Here is a 16,569-nt window from a genome sequence, read left to right as displayed (position 1 = left end):
TCGGGGTCTGGGCGCACTCGCGGGTGCTGCGGCGCTGGGCGGCAGGGGCGCCGCGTCTACTTGCCGTGCAGCGTGTCAACGGGCGATTTCCCGACCGTTGCCCAGGTGTGAACCCCGTGTTACCCGGAGCCGTTGTGGCCCGGCTCACGCCCACCGCCCCCGACCGCCTCCCGCACACCGGCCAGGAAGGCCCCCGGCCGCGGCCGGTCGAGCGGCAGCACTGCGCGCCCCGGGCGGCCCCGCCCCCACCCCCTAGCGGGACAGGGCGTCGCGGACCGCCTCGTCGGTGCGGCCCACCACGGCCGTGCCGTCGTCCGCCGTGATGATCGGGCGCTGGATCAGCTTGGGGTGCTCGGCGAGCGCGGCGACCCAGCGGTCGCGTGCCGCCTCGTTGCGCGGCCAGTCCTTCAGGCCCAGTTCCTTGGCGGCCGCCTCCTGGGTGCGGGTGATGTCCCACGGTTCGAGGCCGAGCCGGGCGAGCACCTCGCGGATCTCGTCCGCGCTCGGCACGTCCTCCAGGTAGCGGCGGACGGTGTAGTCGGCCCCTTCCGCGTCGAGCAGGCTGAGCGCGCTGCGGCACTTCGAACAGGCCGGATTGATCCAGATCTCCATGGCGCACACGGTAGCCGGAGGGCGCCGGAACCCGTTCGCCACGCGTGCCCCAGAGGCCCCGAAAGCCCTTGTGGGCAGGGGCTTTTGTCAGTGGTGGGCAGTAAAATAGAAGCAGTGTTCGAGGGTGTCGCCGGGAAGTCCGGACGGCGCCCCGACCGCGACAGGAGGATGCCCGTGCCCGCTGCCGCACTGAAGCCGAAGCCGTTGCCCACCCAGTCCACCGCCAAGCGGCCCGTCCTGCTCGACCTGCCGTACGAACCCGTGGAGAAGCGTCCGCTGCCGGCGGGCCGCCCCCGCGAGTGGTACATCACGCACAACCGCCGGCTCAAGGCGATGCGGCTCGCCATCGCCCTGCTGGACTCCGGCGTCTACCTCCCCAGCCAGGCGCGCAACGAGCGGATACGCAGCGCCGCGCTGGCCGTCGGGATCCACCCGCCGTCGGACACGACCTGCCACATGGTGCGGGCGTTGATGCGGTACTCGCGCTGAGCGGAGCGCCGGGTGCCGTGCCGCTTCGGCGGCGCCCGGCGCCCGGCGCTCGCGTCCGGAACCGGGGGCGGACCGGGTCACAGCCCGGGCGCCCCCCACACGGGGAACCAGCGGCCGAGGTCGTCCTCCACCGGCAGTTCGTCGGCGAGCGCCGCGCGGACCCGCAGCTCCAGCGCGTTGTCCCGCCGCTGCCGTTCGCCGGGCAGGGGCGCGAAGGGGTAGAAGGTGCCCCGCTTGTAGAGGTAGACGAGGGCGAGCCGCCGGTCGGCGTCGTCCGCGAAACCGGCCAGGGAACACAGCAGCCGCGGTCCGAAACCGCCCGCCTCCAGGGTGCTGTTCACCGCGTGCAGGTCGTTCACCAGCTCCGGCAGCTCGCCGGGGGAGCGCCGCGAGACGAGCCAGGAGTAGCCGTAGTCGTCGTGGGTCAGCTCCACCGGGACCCGCCCGGCGTCCGCGTCCAGCAGGGCGCGGATCTCGCGGTGCGTGCGCTCGAAGGCGGCGCCCTCGACCGTCGCGAAGCACACCGCCCCCTGCCCGGTGGGCCGGAAACCGGCCGCGGCCTCCAGGCCCACCGCGGCCGAGGGCAGTGCGAAGAGCCGGTCCAGATCGGGTGCCACCGGCCGGGAGCGGCCGAGCAGGATGTCCAGCAGTCGCATGCCCGTGTCGTCCGTCCTTTCCGCGGCCGCCCGCGTCTCAGGCCTTGCCGGGTGCCGTCGCCTCGCCCAGCTCGGTGGAGATCCGGCCCAACTGCTCCAGCCGCTGCTCCAGGGTCGGGTGGGTGGCGAAGAACCGGCTCAGGCCGGGCTCGGCACCGAAGGCCGGGGTGAAGTAGAAGGCGTTGAAGGCCTGGGCCGTGCGCAGGTCCTTGGTCGGGATGCGCGCGATGTCGCCGGTGACCTTGGTGAGGGCCGCCGCCAGGGCCGAGGGACGCCCGGTGAGCAGGGCCGCGGCCCGGTCCGCCGCCAGCTCCCGGTACCGGGACAGGGCCCGGATCAGCACGAAGCTGATCGTGTACACGGCGATGGAAACACCCATGATCACGGCCAGGGCGGCCATCGTGTTCTGGTCCCGGCGTCCCCCGAAGAGCTGGGAGTAGAAGGCGAACCGCACGATCAGTCCCGCGAGCACGCCGAGGAACGACGCCACCGTGATCACCGCGACGTCCTTGTGCGCCACGTGCGACAGCTCGTGCGCGAGCACGCCCTCCAGCTCCGCGGGCTCCAGCCGCCGCAACAGGCCGGAGGTGACGCAGATGACCGCGTTGTCCGGATTGCGGCCGGTCGCGAAGGCGTTCGGCATGTCGATCTGCGACACCGCGACCACCGGCTTCGGCATGTCGGCCATCGCCGCCAGCCGGTCCACCACCCCGTGCAGCTCCGGATACTCGTCCCGCTCCACGACCTTGCCGTGCATGGCGAACAGCGCGATCCGGTCGGAGAACCAGTACTGCGCCGCGAACACCAGCGCCACGATCACCACAACCAGCACCCAGGACTTCAGCACCGCGATCAGCGCGGCCACGAAGCCCACGTACAACAGACCGAGCAGGAACAGCGTGATCCCCATGCGTACGGTCAACCGCCGGTCGCTCGGGAAGCGGCTCTGCATCTGCACCACCTCGCAGTCGGGCACTCGTCCCGATGTCCAGTGTGCACCCGCAGGTCCCTCAGTAGGGCGCCCTGAAGTCGAGGTAACCGAGCAGTACGATCACCGCGGCCACGCAGCCGAGGACCACGGCGGTGGACACCCACGACGACCGGCGGCCGGAGCCCACGTGGTCGGGGTCGGCACGGAAGGGGACCGGACCGGGAGGGTTCTCCTTCCAGCGCGCGGCGAGCATCCGGGCCCGCGCCGAGGGCTCCTTGTGCTCCGCGCCGTCCGCCCACTTCAGGTCGTACTCGCGCTCCTCGTCGTCGCGTTCCGGCATCTCCGGCACTCTCCCCGTCCCCCTGGTTCGAACTGTCGTCCAAGAGACATGATCCCGGCCCGGCCGCGCCCTGTGAAGGGTTTTCGGCCAGGCCGCCCACGCACGACGGCGCCCCCGCTCCCTCCGGAAGAGGGGACGGGGGCGCCGGACGGCTCCGCGTCGGGCCCGGACCCGGACCCGGCCTGTCACACGTCGAAGTACATCTCGAACTCGTGCGGGTGCGGACGGAGCTGCAGCGGCGCGATCTCGTTGGCGCGCTTGAAGTCGATCCACGTCTCGATCAGGTCCGGCGTGAACACGTCGCCCTGGAGGAGGAACTCGTGGTCGGCCTCCAGGCGGTCGAGGACCGCGCCGAGGGAGGTCGGCACCTGCGCCACGTTGGCGTGCTCCTCGGGAGCCAGCTCGTAGAGGTCCTTGTCGATCGGCTCGGCCGGCTCGATCTTGTTCTTGATGCCGTCCAGACCGGCGAGCAGCAGCGCGGAGAACGCCAGGTACGGGTTGCCGGAGGCGTCCGGGGCGCGGAACTCGACGCGCTTGGCCTTCGGGTTCGAGCCCGTGATCGGGATGCGCATCGCGGCGGAGCGGTTGCGCTGCGAGTACACCAGGTTCACCGGCGCCTCGAAGCCCGGCACCAGGCGGTGGTAGGAGTTCACCGTCGGGTTGGTGAAGGCCAGCAGCGACGGGGCGTGCTTGAGGATGCCGCCGATGTAGTAGCGGGCGGTGTCGGAGAGGCCGGCGTAGCCCTGCTCGTCGTAGAAGAGCGGCTCGCCGCCCGACCACAGCGACTGGTGGACGTGCATGCCCGAGCCGTTGTCACCGAAGATCGGCTTCGGCATGAACGTCGCCGTCTTGCCGTTCTTCCAGGCCACGTTCTTCACGATGTACTTGAAGAGCTGGAGGTCGTCCGCGGCCGCGAGCAGCGTGTTGAACTTGTAGTTGATCTCCGCCTGGCCCGCGGTGCCCACCTCGTGGTGCTGGCGCTCGACCTTCAGGCCGGACCGCTCCAGCTCCAGGGAGATCTCGGCGCGCAGGTCGGCGAAGTGGTCGACCGGCGGGACCGGGAAGTAGCCGCCCTTGTAACGGACCTTGTAACCGCGGTTGTCCTCCAGCGCACCGGTGTTCCAGGCGCCGGCCTCGGAGTCGATGTGGTAGAAGGACTCGTTCTCGCGGGTGGCGAAGCGGACGGAGTCGAAGACGTAGAACTCGGCCTCGGGACCGAAGAACGCCGTGTCGGCGATGCCCGTGGAGGCCAGGTACGCCTCGGCCTTCTTCGCCACGTTCCGCGGGTCGCGGGAGTACTGCTCGCCCGTGATCGGGTCGTGGATGAAGAAGTTGATGTTGAGCGTCTTGTCCCGGCGGAACGGGTCGACGCGCGCGGTGGACAGGTCGGGACGCAGGGCCATGTCCGACTCGTGGATGGCCTGGAAACCGCGGATCGAGGATCCGTCGAAGGCCTGCTCGTCGTCGGGGTCGAACGCCTCGGCGGGCAACGTGAAGTGCTGCATGACGCCCGGCAGGTCGCAGAACCGGACATCGACGAACTTGACGTCCTCGTCCGCGATGAACTTCTTGACGTCGTCGGCGTTCTGGAACATCCAGCTCCTCCTACTCCCGACCGTCCCGCCGGGTTGGTAGATCGTTTGTGCGGCCAGTGCGGGTGGCGCACGCTTTCTCGACCCTAGGGACGGGTGATTTCTCGGGCGTGACCCGTTTGTTTCGCAGAAGTTAACCGGCCGCCTCCCCAGCCTAGGCCGGATCGGGAACGGTCACACCCCACCGCCACCGGTCCGTATACGGGCGCAGTACCGTGGTCGGGTGGACAACAGGCAAGCAATCGGTTCGTGGCTCTCCGGCCCCCGCGCCGCCATCGAAGAGGCCGGTGCCGATCTGGGATACCGCGGTGAGCAGCTCGGTCTGCCCGAGGAGGGGCCGGGTTCCCTCGCCCGCCCGGGCAGGCGCCTCGGCGCGCTGGCCGTCGACTGGGCCCTGTGCTCCCTGATCGCATACGGCCTCATCACCGGCAGCTACGGGCAGACGGCGAGCAACTGGGCCCTGCTGATCTTCTTCGTGCTGAGCGTGCTGACCGTCGGCACGATCGGCTCCACCCCGGGCAAGCGCCTCTTCGGCCTGCGGGTCGTGGACCTCGCCACCGGCCGGCCCAGCCCGCTGCGCGCGCTGCTGCGCTCGGTCCTGCTGTGCCTCGCCCTCCCGGCGCTGATCTGGGACCGCGACGGCCGGGGCCTGCACGACCGGCTGGCGCGCACCGCGGAGATCCGCGTCTGACCCTGACCGCGGAGGCCCACGGCCCGACGTCGCGGACACCGGTACGGCGAGGGGGGCGGCCCGGGTGATCGGGCCGCCCCCCTCGCCGTACCGGCGTATCGGAGTGCCGCGGGTCAGCGCTGCCTGGGGTTGCCGCCCCGGGGCATCCGCATGCCCTTGGGCATCGGGCCCTTGGGCAGCGGCATGTTGCTCATCAGGTCGCCCAGGGCGCGCAGCCGGTCGTTGGTCACGGTGACCTGCGGGCCGCTCAGGACGCGGGGGAGCTTGAGCATGGTCGTACGCAGCTTCTTCAGCTCGACCTGGCCCTCGCCGGTGCCCACGATCAGGTCGTGCACGGGGACGTCGGCGACGATGCGGTTCATCTTCTTCTTCTCGGCGGCGAGCAGGGACTTCACCCGGTTCGGGTTGCCCTCCGCGACCAGCACGATGCCGGCCTTGCCGACCGCGCGGTGCACCACGTCCTGGTTGCGGTTCATCGCCACCGCGGGGGTGGTCGTCCAGCCCCGGCCGATGTTGTCCAGTACGGCCGCCGCGGCGCCCGGCTGTCCCTCCATCTGCCCGAAGGCCGCCCGCTCGGCCCGGCGCCCGAAGACGATCGCCGTCGCGAGGAAGGCGAGCAGCAGGCCCAGGATGCCGAGATAGATGGGGTGACCGATCAAGAAACCGATCCCGAGGAGGACACCGAAGACGACGATGCCGACACCCGCGAGCACAAGACCGATCTTCTTGTCGGCCTTGCGGGTCATCTTGTAGGTCAGAGCGATCTGCTTCAGTCGCCCGGGGTTCGCAGCGTCCGCTGCGGGTTCCTTCCTCGCCATGGCACGAAGTCTACGTGCCTCCGAAAGCGCCGACGACGGCAGTGCCCGGCGGGCGGGAGGACGGGAAGGCGGGAGGGCCGGAGCCGGGGCTCAGGGGCGGCCGACGGCGGACTGCCGCATCGCGCGCTCCGTCTCGATCCGGTCCTTGGCGCGGCGGCGGTCCTCCAGGACGGAGTTCCACGCGTTGCGCCGGGCGGTGCGCTGGCCGCCGCCCATCAGCAGCGACTCGACGGCCCGCAGGGCGGTGGTGAACGACGGGATGGCGGTGGCACGGACTGCGGTGACGCGAACGGGCGCGGCCTGCATGGTGAAGGTCCCCCCTCGGTACGGCTCCGGGTACGGAGACGGGTGTACGCGGTGGTGTACGTGCTGTGATTCCAGGGTCACTGATTGGTGTTACCAGGGCGTGACCCGCCGGTCAAACGGACATGAAGGCGCGTTGCCGGGCCCCCGAACGGGAGCGCGGCCCCGACCGGTGCCCTCATCAGCGAGGACGGTCGGGGCCGCGGCGCCTCGCCGATTACCGGCGAGTAGGTGCTTGTGCGGGAATTCACACGGTGGCGGACCGGCGCTGCTCCATGGCCATGCCGTAGAGCCGTCCCGCCCGGTACGAGGACCGCACCAGCGGGCCCGACATCACGCCGGAGAAACCGATCTGCTCGGCCTCCTCCTTCAGCTCCACGAACTCCTGCGGCTTGACCCAGCGCTCCACGGGGTGGTGGCGCACCGACGGGCGCAGGTACTGGGTGATGGTGATCAGCTCGCACCCGGCCTCGTGCAGTTCCTTCAGCGCCTCGCTGATCTCCTCGCGGGTCTCGCCCATGCCCAGGATCAGGTTCGACTTGGTGACCAGGCCGTAGTCGCGGGCGTCCGTGATGACCTTCAGGGAGCGCTCGTAGCGGAAGCCGGGGCGGATGCGCTTGAAGATCCGCGGGACCGTCTCCACGTTGTGCGCGAAGACCTCGGGGCGGGAGTCGAAGACCTCGCGGAGCAGTTCCGGCACCGCGTTGAAGTCGGGGGCCAGCAGCTCGACCTTGGTGCGGCCGGCCTCGCGGTCGGCTGTCTGCTGGTGGATCTGGCGCACCGTCTCCGCGTACAGCCACGCGCCGCCGTCGGGGAGGTCGTCGCGGGCGACGCCGGTGATGGTGGCGTAGTTCAGGTCCATCGTGACCACGGACTCGCCCACGCGGCGCGGCTCGTCGCGGTCGAGGGCCTCGGGCTTGCCGGTGTCGATCTGGCAGAAGTCGCAGCGCCGGGTGCACTGGTCGCCGCCGATGAGGAAGGTTGCCTCGCGGTCCTCCCAGCACTCGTAGATGTTGGGACAGCCGGCTTCCTGGCAGACCGTGTGCAGGCCCTCGCTCTTCACCAGGTTCTGCATCTTGGTGTACTCGGGACCCATTTTCGCCCGGGTCTTGATCCACTCGGGCTTGCGCTCGATGGGGGTCTGGCTGTTGCGGACCTCCAGGCGCAGCATCTTGCGTCCGTCGGGTGCGACTGCGGACACGACCGGCTCCCTAGCGATTGATTCTTCGGCGTTCTTCAGGGTACGCCCGATGATTTGTTGGTCGGCGGTGGTGCTGGCCTTGCCGGGGGCTGCCGCCCCCAGGCCCCCGCTTCGGCCCTGACGGGCCCCGTCCTCAAACGCCGGACGGGCTGGATTTATGCCTCCGGCGCTGGATTCGTGCCGCCCGGCTGGATTCGTGCCGCCCGGCTGGATCTGTGCTGCCGGGCTGGATCTATGCCGCCGGGGCCTTCTCGATGACCCTCGGCTTGAGTTCCGCGTTCTCCAGGACGTCCCGGAGGTGGCGTTCGACGACCGGGAGGACCTCCTCGACGGTCACGTCGCGGCCGAGTTCGTTCGCCAGGGAGGCCACGCCCGCGTCGCGGATGCCGCAGGGGATGATCTTGTCGAACCACTTGTTGTCGGGGTTCACGTTCAGGGCGAAGCCGTGCATCGTGACGCCCTTGGCGACCCGGATGCCGATGGCGGCGATCTTGCGGTCCTCGCGGCGCTGGCCCGCGTTGGACGGGGCGTACTCGGGGCCGTTGAGCCGGGGGTCGAACTCCTCGTCGGTCAGCCGGGGGTCGAAGTCCAGGGAGAGTCCGCCGAGTGCCGGGCGCCGCTCGACCGGGTCGCCGAGGACCCAGACGCCGCTGCGGCCCTCGACGCGGGTGGTCTCCAGGCCGAACTCCGCACAGGTGCGGATCAGGGCCTCCTCCAGGCGCCGGACGTGGGCCACCACGTCGACCGGACGCGGCAGTTTCTGGATCGGGTAGCCCACGAGCTGGCCCGGGCCGTGCCAGGTGATCTTGCCGCCGCGGTCCACGTCGACGACCGGGGTGCCGTCCAGGGGCCGTTCGCTGTCCTCGGTGCGCCGGCCGGCGGTGTAGACCGGCGGGTGTTCGAGGAGCAGCACGGTGTCGGGGACCTCGTCGGCGAACCGCGCGGCGTGCACCCGGCGCTGTTCGTCCCACGCCTCCTGGTACTCGACGCGCTCGGCACCGAACCCCATCCGGACGAAGCGCAGCTCACTCACGGCACGTGCCTCCCTGCAAGGTCGTAAGGCACGAAGCGTGCCCACGCCACTGTACGACCGTCCGCGCGCCGTCAGCCGGGCGGGCAATCCTCACACGATCGGATGAATGCCGGGTGAATTGTGCGACCGGATGCTTACTCTCCGCTACATTCGCGCCGTTCACGAGGCCATAAGGGCTGCTCACAGGCGCTCCGGGCAATCGAACGCCCGGAAGGCAGGAGACCGCACCGCACCATGACGGAACGACCCGCGCAGCGCACCCCCAACCGCCAGCTCGCCGCGCTCATCGCCGAAGCGGGGTTCTCGAACGCGGGTCTCGCGCGTCGCGTCGACCAGCTCGGCCTCGAACACGGCCTGGACCTGAGATACGACAAGACGTCCGTCACCCGGTGGCTGCGCGGCCAGCAGCCCCGCGGCACCACCCCGGCGCTGATCGCCGAGGTCTTCACCCGGCGCCTGGGCCGCCGCCTGAGCGCCCAGGACCTCGGCCTGGACGCCTGCGCGCCCGTCTACGCCGGCCTGGAGTTCGCCGGGAGCCCCGAAGAGGCGGTCGACATCGTCGGCGGGCTGTGGCGCAAGGACTCCGGCAGCCACGCCGAGCTGCGGAAGATCGCCTTCACCCCGGCCGGGCTCGTCGTGCCCAGCCGCGACTGGCTGATCGGCCGCGCCGACGAGAAGGTGGCCCGCGCCGAGGTGCCCGTCCGCATCCCCGCCCAGGGCCGCCCCGCGACCCCGAGGCCCGCCGTCCCGCTCGACCCCTCCAGGCGCCGGGCCGCCCCTGTTGAACGCGGCCCCGGCCAGCGGGTCAGCGGCGGCGACCTGTCCGCGCTGCGCTCGGTCGGCGAGCTGTTCCGCAGCCTCGACGACCGGTACGGCGGCGGCCACGCCCGCCAGGCCCTCGTGCGCTACCTGGAGCACGAGCTGGAGCCCATGCTCCGCGGCACCTACGGCGAGCAGACCGGCCGGCGCCTCTTCGCCGCCGCCGCCGACCTGACCCGGCTGGCCGGGTGGACGTCGTACGACATCGCCGCGCACGGACTCGCCCAGCGGTACTTCGTGCAGGCGCTGCGGCTGTCCCAGGCGGCGGCGGACCGGGCGTACGGCTCGTACGTGCTGGTCACCATGAGCCGGCAGGCCGTCTACCTGGGGCACGGGCGGGAGGCCGTGCAGCTCGCCCGGGTCGCGCAGCAGGGGGTGGGGACCTCGGCGCCGCCGGTGGTGCAGACGCTGCTGCACGCCGCCGAGGCGCGGGCGCACGCCGTCCTCGGCGAGGTGCGGGCCTGCACCGCGGCCCTGGGGCGGGCCGAGCGCGCGCTGGAGGCCGCCCGGCCCGGCGACGAGGTGCCGCACTGGGCGCGCTTCTTCGACGAGGCCCAGCTCGCCGACGAGTTCGGGCACTGCCACCGCGATCTGCAGCAGTTCCGCGCCGCCGCCCAGCACGCGGAGCGCTCGCTGCAACTGCGCGCCCCGGTCTACGCCCGCAGCCGCCTGTTCAGCCGGGTCGTCCTCGCCACCGCCCGGCTCGGCCTCGGCGAACTCGACCAGGCCTGCCTCCTGGCCGCCGAGGCGGCGGGCCAGGCGGCCGAGATGCGCTCGGTGCGCGCCACGGAGTACGTCCGCGACTTCGAACGCCGTCTGGAGCCCTACCGGGACGCGGCCCCCGTCCGCGGATACCGGGACAAGGTGGCCGCCCTCGGGTAGACGAGCCGCGCCTGACGACCCGGGAGGCCGGCGCGCGGGCCGCCCCGCCGGGTCGTCGGGCCTCCCCGCCGCGTCGTCAGGCCGCCCGTGCCGGGCCGAGCGCCTCCGCCGAGTTCATCGGCCGGCCCGCGCCCAGGTCGGCCAGGATCGCCGCCGAGGCCCGGTGGCCCGAGTGCAGGGCGCCCTGGACGGTGCTGGTGTCGCGGTGGTCGCCGCACACGTACAGCCCGGCCAGCAGCCGTACCGGCCTGCGCGGGTCGTGGGGCGGGCGCATCGCGGGCACCGCCTCGGGCGTGTGGTGCACGGCGAGGGTCTCCCAGCGGGCGGTCGGGGTGCCGTAGAGACGGGACAGGTGGATGCGTACGGCGGTGTCGAGGTCGGGCGGCGGAGTGCCGAGGACCGTCGACGAGACCAGGACGCGGCCTGCGGGGGCGCGGGACGGGTCGACCCGGCTGATCTGCGCCGTGTGCGCGACCGGGCCGCCGCGATCGGCGTCGAGCAGCAGGGACGCGCCGGTGGCCGGCGGCTCGTCGGTCGTGTGGTGGACCACCGTCACCGGGTGGAAGCCCGGCACCCTCAGGCCCGGCAGCAGCTCGGCCGCCGCGCGGGCGTCGGTCGCCACCAGGACGGCCCGGCAGCGGACGACCCCGTGCTCCGCCGTGGTCACGGCGTTGGTCGCCACCGAGGTGACCCGCACCCCCGTGTGCACGGTGCCCGGCGGCAGCGACCGCGCCATGTGGTCCGGCAGGGCCTCCGCACCGCCCTCCGGCAGCGCCAGCCGCCCGCCCGCGAAGGCGCGCAGCGCCAGGTCCGCGCACCGGCTGGAGGTCGTGAGGTCCGGGTCGTACAGCAGGGCGGCGAGCAGCGGACGCAGGAAGCCCTCGATGGTGCGGGCCGGCAGCCCGCGGGCGGCCAGCGCCCGCGCGGCGGGCAGTTCCGGGCGGGTCAGCAGCCGTTCGGCCGGGGTGTGCGCGAGCCGGGCCAGCGCCGCACCGAGCCGGGCCTGGTCGACGGCGGTGCCGAGCGGGGCGCCCGCGCGGGTGCGGGGCGTGGCGGCCGGCCTGCCGGGCCCTCCGGGCGTGTGGCTCGCCCGCCGGGGCGCCGGCATCGAGCGGGGGGCGCTCGCGAGGGCGCGCACCGCGTGGAGTGCGCCCCGCGCGCTCCGTACGCCCGCCGGGGCGCCCGCGCGATGGTGCCGGCCCTCGCTGTGCAGCAGGACCCCCGGCGCGAACGGCAGCAGCGCGAGGCCGTCGAGCCCGGGGGTGCGGTGCAGTTCGGGACAGGCCGTGGACAGCAGGTGTCCGATTCTGTCGAGCCGGAAACCGTCGACCTTCTCGGTGGCCATCCGGCCGCCCACCGCAGGGGCGGCCTCCAGGACCGTGGTCGTCACTCCTGCGCTGGTCAGCCGTTGTGCCGCGGCGAGTCCGGCGATCCCGGCCCCCACGACGACGACGTCCGCCTGGTACGCGGGCTCAAGCACGTGCCCCTCCTCGAGGTTGCGCGGCCGCTGGGAACGTCATGCCCCCAACAGGCTTGAGGAATACCCGAGTTCGAGACGAGGTTACGGTCGGGAACGGTCCGGGGGAGTCGCACGGGGGCGGTACACGGTCGCACACCGGTCGCATACCGGTCGCATACCAGTCGCCTACGGATGCGATCCGGTCCGGTGTGGCCGGCGGTACCGCTCCGTGGTGGCCGGTACGCCGGCGGGAGCGGTCTACAGGGCCGCCCGGATCGCCCCGTCGATCTCCGGGAACGCGAAGCGGAAGCCCGAGTCCAGCAGGCGGGCCGGCAGCACCCGGGCGCTGCCCAGCACGTCGCCCGCCATCTCGCCGAGCACCGCCCGCAGCACCGGCGCGGGCACCGCGAACGGCGCCGGTCGGTGCAGCACCCGGCCCATGGCCACCGTCACCGCACGGTTGGTCACCGGCTGCGGGGCGGTCAGGTTGAACGGGCCGGACAGGTCGTCCCGGTCCAGGAGGTGCCGGATCGCCGCCACCTCGTCGTGCAGCGCCACGAAGGACCAGTACTGCGACCCGTCGCCCAGCCTTCCGCCGAGCCCCGCCCGGAAGAGCGGGAACAGCCGCCCCCAGGCCCCGCCGCCACGGGCCACCACCAGGCCGGTCCGGGCGAACACCGTCCGCACGCCCGCCTCCCGGGCCGGGGCCGCCGCGGCCTCCCACTCCACGCACAGTCCCGGCAGGAAGCCCTCCCCTGCGGGCGCGCTCTCGTCCACGGGCCGGTCGCCGGTCTCGCCGTAGAAGCCGATCGCGCTGCCGTTGACGAAGACGCGCGGCGGCCGTTCCATCGCGGCCACGGCCTCCGCGAGCGCCGTCGTGCCGTGCACCCGGCTGCTGCGGATGCGGGTCTTGTACGCGTCGCTCCAGCGGCGGTCGCCCACCCCGGCCCCGGCCAGGTTGACCACCGCGTCGCAGCCGTCGAGGCCGGCCGCGTCCACCCGCCCGTTCTCGGGGTCCCAGCGGACCTCGTCCGGGCCGCCGGGCGCGTGCCGCACCAGGCGCACCACCTCGTGCCCGTCGGCGGTCAGGGACCGCGCCAGCGCCCCGCCGATGAGACCGGAAGCACCGGCCACCGCGATGCGGGAACGTCCCGTGCCGGAACGTCCCTCCTCGTGCCCGCCGTCCACGCGTGCGTCGTTCATGGGCCCATCCTGCCGGGTGGCCGGGCGAAAACCGCGGAACGGTCCCCGTCACCGCGTCGTACAGTGACCGTCATGCCAGCCCCGTACATACGCCCCGCCAGGCCCGAGGACGAGCAGCCGCTGCACGCGATCGACCTCGAGACCTGGTCCTACCTGCACGCCGTCTCGCCCCCGCCGGCGCCGGACGACCCCTTCTTCCGCGACACCTGCGGACCCGACGCCCACCTCGTCGCCGAAGTCGACGGCGCGGTCGTCGGCTACGTCCGCCTGGGCTTCCCCACCCCGTTGGCCTCCAACACCCACGTCCGCCAGATCCGCGGCCTCGCCGTCTCCGGCGCCGCCCGCGGCCACGGCGTGGGGCGGGCCCTGGTCCGGGCCGCCGTCGAAGACGCCCGGCAGAGGGGCTTCCGCCGCATCACGCTGCGGGTCCTCGGCCACAACACGGCCGCCCGGAAGCTCTACGAGTCGGAGGGCTTCGTCGTCGAGGGCGTGCAGCCCGAGGAGTTCCACCTCGACGGGCGGTACGTCGACGACGTGCTGATGGGGCAGGTGCTGACGGGGCCGAACGGTCCGGACGGTCCGAACGGTCCGGATGGACCGGGTGAAACGGAAGGAACGGGCGGGGTCGCGGTCACGACGTGACCGGCGGGCCCGTGTCCACCGCCCGTGTGGCGTCCGCCGCCTCCCGCGCCTGCGGGGCCACCTCGGCGGCCGTCAGCACGTAGCCGGTCTCCGCGTCGGAGGTGGAACGGGCGAACACCACGCCGTACACCCGGCCGTCCGTGGTCAGCAGCGGTCCGCCCGAGTTGCCGGGGCGGACCGTGGAACGGACCGCGTAGATCTCCCGGGTCACGCTCGCGTCGTTGTAGATGTTCTGACCGGTGGCGCGGACCCGGTTCGCCACCGTCGCCGCCCGCAGGTCCAGGGCGCCGTCCTGCGGGTAGCCCGCGACCACCGCCGCGTCGCCGCGCGAGGCGTCCTCGTCGAACCGCAGCACCGGCGCCCTCAGACCGGGGACGTACAGCACGGCCACGTCCTCGTCCGGGTCGAACAGCACCACCCGCGTCTCGTACGCCGGGCCCACCCCGCCGACCCGGACGGTCGGGTCGTCGATGCCGGCCACCACGTGGGCGTTGGTCATCACGTGCTCCGGGGCGTACACGAAGCCGCTGCCCTCACGGCCCTGGGTGCCGGTCACGCCCTCCACCTTCACCGTGCTGAGCTTGGCCGCCCGGGTGGCCGCGGGCGTGACGCTGTCGCCGGAGGGCTCGGCGACCTCGGCGGCCGATTCCTGCTCGAACGGGTTGAAGACCTGCGGGAACCCGGCGTCGGCCAGCGCGGACGTCGCCCGGGAGAACCACGCCGGGGTGGTGTCCGGCATGACCCGGTGCACCGCGCCCAGCACGCTTGAGTCCCGGATCGCCGAGGTGAGCAGCGTGGACGAGGAGGCCGCCAGCACGCTCGCCGCCACCCACGCCACGATCAGCGCCGCCGCCGCGTTCGCCACCGCCCCGCCGACGCCGTCGGCCACCCGGAGCGGGCCGGCGTCCAGCTCCCCGCGCAGCCGCAGCGCGAGGCGTCCCGCCAGTTCGTGGCCCACCATCGCCGGCAGCAGCACCGTGATCACCGCGGCCACCGTCGCCCCGGTCGAGCCGCGCTCCACCTGGTCCGTCACCCACGGCAGCAGCCACACGCCGAGCACCGCGCCGCCGACGAAGCCGGCCAGCGACACGCAGCCGGCCACCAGACCGCGCCGGTATCCGGACGCCGCGTAGGCCAGCACCACCAGGGCCAGCACGAGGTCGAGCAGGTCCACGCGAACCGCCTTTCTGCCGGAGCGCACGTGTGCGGTCAACGGTGAAACGCCGTGCACCGGGACGATGGTTCCACCGGGTGGCACACCACACATCGCGGACAGAGCGGATCCGCCGGACAGTAAGAGCATGCCCGTCTTCCGAGGACCGCGCCGGGCCCGGGAGCGCCGTACCTCCCGCATACCCGGCGCCGCGCACATGCTGGCCGCGGCCCGGGCGGTGCTCGGCGCCCTGCCCGGGCTGGCCGCCGTCGCCGCGCTCTTCCTGTGCGCGGGCGGCGTGGAACGGGCGGCCGACGCGCAGTCCGCCGCGCCGGCCGCCGCCGGCGACCGGCACACCGCGCCCCGGCCCGACATCGTGCCCCGGTCGGTCTGGCTGGGCGACGCCGCCCGGGCCCAGCCCGCGCCCCGCTACGACGACGAGATCGTCGCCGTCTTCGTCCATCACACGGACACGCCGAACGGCTACGACTGCGCCGACGTGCCCGCGATCCTGCGCGGGGTGTACCAGGGGCAGACCGGCGCCCGGGACTGGGACGACATCGGCTACAACTTCGTCGTCGACCGCTGCGGCACCGTCTACGAGGGCCGTGCCGGCGGCATCGACCGTGCGGTGACCGGCGCCCACACCCAGGGCTTCAACCACCGCACCACCGGGATCGCCGCCCTCGGCACCTACACCGCGGGCGTGCCCGTGCCCCACGAGCTGACCGACGCGATCGCCGCCGTGGCCGCCTGGAAACTCGGCGAGAGCGGGACCGACCCGCGCGCGAAGGTCGCGCTGGTCTCCAGCAACGGGCTCAGCCGGTTCGCCGCGGGCGCCACCGCCACGCTGCCCGCCGTCGCGGGGCACGACGACGGATACGCGACGAGCTGCCCGGGCGCGGCCCTCACCGCCCGCCTCGGGGACATCAGGGAGACGGCGGCCCGCCTGCAGGGGCGCGTCTGACCGCCGTGGGCGCGCCTGACCGCCGCGGGCCGGCGGTGCGCGTCACTCCGGTCCGAACCTGGCCCACAGGCGGGGCAGGCGCTCGGCCAGGGCGCGGTCGTCCTCCAGGTCGACCGGGGTGCCGAGCGGCTCCGCGGGGGCGGGTGCGATGCCCAGGTCCGGGGCGACCGTGCCGGTGAGCTGCTCGTACGCCTCGTCGGCCGCGTAGCCCAGGTCCTCGCCGTCGCCGTCCAGCTCCTCGTCGAAGTCGTCCAGCAGTTCGGCGAGCGAGTCGGGGTCGTGCACCGCGCCCTCGTACACCTCGCGGCCCTGGCCGATCAGCCAGCAGCGGAAGAAGTCGAAGGCGTCGTCACTGGCCCCGCCGAGCAGCACCCACGCGGCGGCCCACAGGTCCCAGGCGCAGGCGCGGTTGTAGCGGGCCTCGAAGTGACGGGCGAAGTCGAGCACCAGGTCCGGGTCCATGCCGAGCAGCCGCTCCACGAGCAGATCGGCCTGCTCCTCGACGTCCCCGTCCGCACCCTCCCGGGTGGCGTCGATCAGCTCCCAGAACTCCGTCTCGTCCATCACGGCTCCAGCATCGTCCTTGCACACGGAGGGCGCACGCGGAGGATGCGGGTGCCTGCGGCGCCTGCGGCGCCTGTGCGTGGTGGGTGGGGGTGCGTTGTGGGTCGGGGCCGCGCCTGCGGGCAGCGTAGCTGCGGGCAGTCGTGCCGCTGGGGCGGCACGGGTGGGCGCAGCGGCACCCGCCAGCGCCGGGCTCGCGACCCCACCCCGCCCC

The 16,569-nt window shown here is 73.1% G+C and carries 18 protein-coding genes; 5 read left to right on the top strand and 13 right to left on the bottom strand.

Annotated elements, in window-relative coordinates; all coding sequences use genetic code 11:
- Positions 1-252: 252 nt before the first annotated feature.
- On the bottom strand, positions 253-612 hold the full coding sequence (locus IG88_RS0126415) for an arsenate reductase family protein (protein ID WP_031046128.1): 360 nt from the start codon (positions 610-612) through the stop codon (positions 253-255).
- A 174-nt stretch (positions 613-786) separates the two neighbouring features.
- On the opposite strand from IG88_RS0126415, the gene IG88_RS0126410 reads away from it, so the two are divergent.
- Positions 787-1,101, top strand: coding sequence for a hypothetical protein (locus IG88_RS0126410; RefSeq protein ID WP_031046126.1), 315 nt, complete (start codon positions 787-789; stop codon positions 1,099-1,101).
- A gap of 77 nt (positions 1,102-1,178) precedes the next feature.
- Here the strand turns inward: IG88_RS0126410 and pspAB are convergent, their stop codons facing one another.
- The 4 genes from pspAB to glnA all read right to left on the bottom strand — a co-directional run bounded on the left by pspAB (position 1,179) and on the right by glnA (position 4,623).
- Positions 1,179-1,757: a PspA-associated protein PspAB gene (gene pspAB, locus IG88_RS0126405; protein WP_031046124.1), complete on the bottom strand. Its 579-nt coding sequence runs from the start codon at positions 1,755-1,757 to the stop codon at positions 1,179-1,181.
- Positions 1,758-1,794: 37 nt separating this feature from the next.
- On the bottom strand, positions 1,795-2,709 hold the full coding sequence (htpX, locus tag IG88_RS0126400) for a zinc metalloprotease HtpX (RefSeq protein ID WP_031046122.1): 915 nt from the start codon (positions 2,707-2,709) through the stop codon (positions 1,795-1,797).
- A 58-nt stretch (positions 2,710-2,767) separates the two neighbouring features.
- Complete coding sequence (locus tag IG88_RS0126395) at positions 2,768-3,028, bottom strand: hypothetical protein (RefSeq protein WP_031046121.1); 261 nt, start codon at positions 3,026-3,028, stop codon at positions 2,768-2,770.
- Positions 3,029-3,213: 185 nt separating this feature from the next.
- On the bottom strand, positions 3,214-4,623 hold the full coding sequence (gene glnA, locus IG88_RS0126390; protein WP_031046118.1) for a type I glutamate--ammonia ligase: 1,410 nt from the start codon (positions 4,621-4,623) through the stop codon (positions 3,214-3,216).
- A 220-nt stretch (positions 4,624-4,843) separates the two neighbouring features.
- On the opposite strand from glnA, the gene IG88_RS0126385 reads away from it, so the two are divergent.
- The gene (locus IG88_RS0126385; RefSeq protein ID WP_031046117.1) at positions 4,844-5,311 is read left to right on the top strand and encodes an RDD family protein; all 468 of its coding nucleotides are present in this window, start codon (positions 4,844-4,846) and stop codon (positions 5,309-5,311) included.
- A gap of 113 nt (positions 5,312-5,424) precedes the next feature.
- Here IG88_RS0126385 and IG88_RS0126380 read toward each other — a convergent pair whose 3' ends face one another.
- The 4 genes from IG88_RS0126380 to lipB all read right to left on the bottom strand — a co-directional run bounded on the left by IG88_RS0126380 (position 5,425) and on the right by lipB (position 8,666).
- Positions 5,425-6,129 (bottom strand): DUF4191 domain-containing protein, encoded by a 705-nt coding sequence (locus IG88_RS0126380; protein ID WP_030403934.1) that lies wholly within the window; start codon positions 6,127-6,129, stop codon positions 5,425-5,427.
- A 90-nt stretch (positions 6,130-6,219) separates the two neighbouring features.
- Positions 6,220-6,435: a hypothetical protein gene (locus tag IG88_RS0126375; protein ID WP_031046114.1), complete on the bottom strand. Its 216-nt coding sequence runs from the start codon at positions 6,433-6,435 to the stop codon at positions 6,220-6,222.
- A gap of 244 nt (positions 6,436-6,679) precedes the next feature.
- Positions 6,680-7,633 carry a lipoyl synthase gene (lipA, locus tag IG88_RS0126370; RefSeq protein ID WP_031046110.1) on the bottom strand — a complete coding sequence of 318 codons (954 nt, stop codon included), beginning with the start codon at positions 7,631-7,633 and terminating at the stop codon, positions 6,680-6,682.
- A 232-nt stretch (positions 7,634-7,865) separates the two neighbouring features.
- Positions 7,866-8,666, bottom strand: a complete 801-nt coding sequence (gene lipB, locus IG88_RS0126365) for a lipoyl(octanoyl) transferase LipB (protein WP_031046108.1) — start codon at positions 8,664-8,666, stop codon at positions 7,866-7,868.
- Positions 8,667-8,900: 234 nt separating this feature from the next.
- On the opposite strand from lipB, the gene IG88_RS0126360 reads away from it, so the two are divergent.
- The gene (locus tag IG88_RS0126360; RefSeq protein ID WP_031046105.1) at positions 8,901-10,367 is read left to right on the top strand and encodes a hypothetical protein; all 1,467 of its coding nucleotides are present in this window, start codon (positions 8,901-8,903) and stop codon (positions 10,365-10,367) included.
- Positions 10,368-10,443: 76 nt separating this feature from the next.
- On the opposite strand, the gene IG88_RS0126355 is transcribed toward IG88_RS0126360, so the two are convergent.
- A complete protein-coding gene (locus tag IG88_RS0126355; RefSeq protein ID WP_031046103.1) occupies positions 10,444-11,847 on the bottom strand; it encodes an NAD(P)/FAD-dependent oxidoreductase in 1,404 nt (467 codons plus the stop codon).
- Positions 11,848-12,084: 237 nt separating this feature from the next.
- Positions 12,085-13,029, bottom strand: a complete 945-nt coding sequence (locus IG88_RS0126350) for a TIGR01777 family oxidoreductase (RefSeq protein WP_051852071.1) — start codon at positions 13,027-13,029, stop codon at positions 12,085-12,087.
- A gap of 72 nt (positions 13,030-13,101) precedes the next feature.
- On the opposite strand from IG88_RS0126350, the gene IG88_RS0126345 reads away from it, so the two are divergent.
- On the top strand, positions 13,102-13,671 hold the full coding sequence (locus IG88_RS0126345; RefSeq protein ID WP_234332311.1) for a GNAT family N-acetyltransferase: 570 nt from the start codon (positions 13,102-13,104) through the stop codon (positions 13,669-13,671).
- Here IG88_RS0126345 and IG88_RS0126340 read toward each other — a convergent pair.
- Positions 13,661-14,845, bottom strand: a complete 1,185-nt coding sequence (locus IG88_RS0126340) for a MarP family serine protease (protein ID WP_031046095.1) — start codon at positions 14,843-14,845, stop codon at positions 13,661-13,663. The two genes, IG88_RS0126345 and IG88_RS0126340, sit on opposite strands and share 11 nt — an antisense overlap.
- A 64-nt stretch (positions 14,846-14,909) precedes the next feature.
- Here IG88_RS0126340 and IG88_RS0126335 point away from each other — a divergent pair, with 64 nt between their 5' ends.
- On the top strand, positions 14,910-15,791 hold the full coding sequence (locus IG88_RS0126335) for a peptidoglycan recognition protein (RefSeq protein WP_051852070.1): 882 nt from the start codon (positions 14,910-14,912) through the stop codon (positions 15,789-15,791).
- Positions 15,792-15,833: 42 nt separating this feature from the next.
- On the opposite strand, the gene IG88_RS0126330 is transcribed toward IG88_RS0126335, so the two are convergent.
- Positions 15,834-16,355 (bottom strand): DUF4240 domain-containing protein, encoded by a 522-nt coding sequence (locus IG88_RS0126330; protein ID WP_031046090.1) that lies wholly within the window; start codon positions 16,353-16,355, stop codon positions 15,834-15,836.
- Positions 16,356-16,569: the final 214 nt, after the last annotated feature.

Origin of the sequence: Streptomyces sp. NRRL F-5650, from assembly GCF_000721365.1 — a bacterium.
In the GTDB taxonomy this organism is placed as follows: Bacteria; Actinomycetota; Actinomycetes; order Streptomycetales; family Streptomycetaceae; genus Streptomyces; species Streptomyces ardesiacus.
This window is presented reverse-complemented; position numbering and strand designations above follow the sequence as displayed.

Bases quoted from the DNA above. Each gene is read 5' to 3' on its own strand.
- IG88_RS0126345 (WP_234332311.1), top strand. From the start codon at position 13,102: ATGCCAGCCCCGTACATACGCCCCGCCAGGCCCGAGGACGAGCAGCCG.
- IG88_RS0126375 (WP_031046114.1), bottom strand. From the start codon at position 6,435: ATGCAGGCCGCGCCCGTTCGCGTCACCGCAGTCCGTGCCACCGCCATC.
- IG88_RS0126335 (WP_051852070.1), top strand. From the start codon at position 14,910: ATGGTTCCACCGGGTGGCACACCACACATCGCGGACAGAGCGGATCCG.
- IG88_RS0126330 (WP_031046090.1), bottom strand. From the start codon at position 16,355: ATGGACGAGACGGAGTTCTGGGAGCTGATCGACGCCACCCGGGAGGGT.
- htpX (WP_031046122.1), bottom strand. From the start codon at position 2,709: ATGCAGAGCCGCTTCCCGAGCGACCGGCGGTTGACCGTACGCATGGGG.
- pspAB (WP_031046124.1), bottom strand. From the start codon at position 1,757: ATGCGACTGCTGGACATCCTGCTCGGCCGCTCCCGGCCGGTGGCACCC.
- IG88_RS0126350 (WP_051852071.1), bottom strand. From the start codon at position 13,029: ATGAACGACGCACGCGTGGACGGCGGGCACGAGGAGGGACGTTCCGGC.
- IG88_RS0126360 (WP_031046105.1), top strand. From the start codon at position 8,901: ATGACGGAACGACCCGCGCAGCGCACCCCCAACCGCCAGCTCGCCGCG.
- IG88_RS0126380 (WP_030403934.1), bottom strand. From the start codon at position 6,129: ATGGCGAGGAAGGAACCCGCAGCGGACGCTGCGAACCCCGGGCGACTG.
- glnA (WP_031046118.1), bottom strand. From the start codon at position 4,623: ATGTTCCAGAACGCCGACGACGTCAAGAAGTTCATCGCGGACGAGGAC.
- IG88_RS0126395 (WP_031046121.1), bottom strand. From the start codon at position 3,028: ATGCCGGAACGCGACGACGAGGAGCGCGAGTACGACCTGAAGTGGGCG.
- IG88_RS0126415 (WP_031046128.1), bottom strand. From the start codon at position 612: ATGGAGATCTGGATCAATCCGGCCTGTTCGAAGTGCCGCAGCGCGCTC.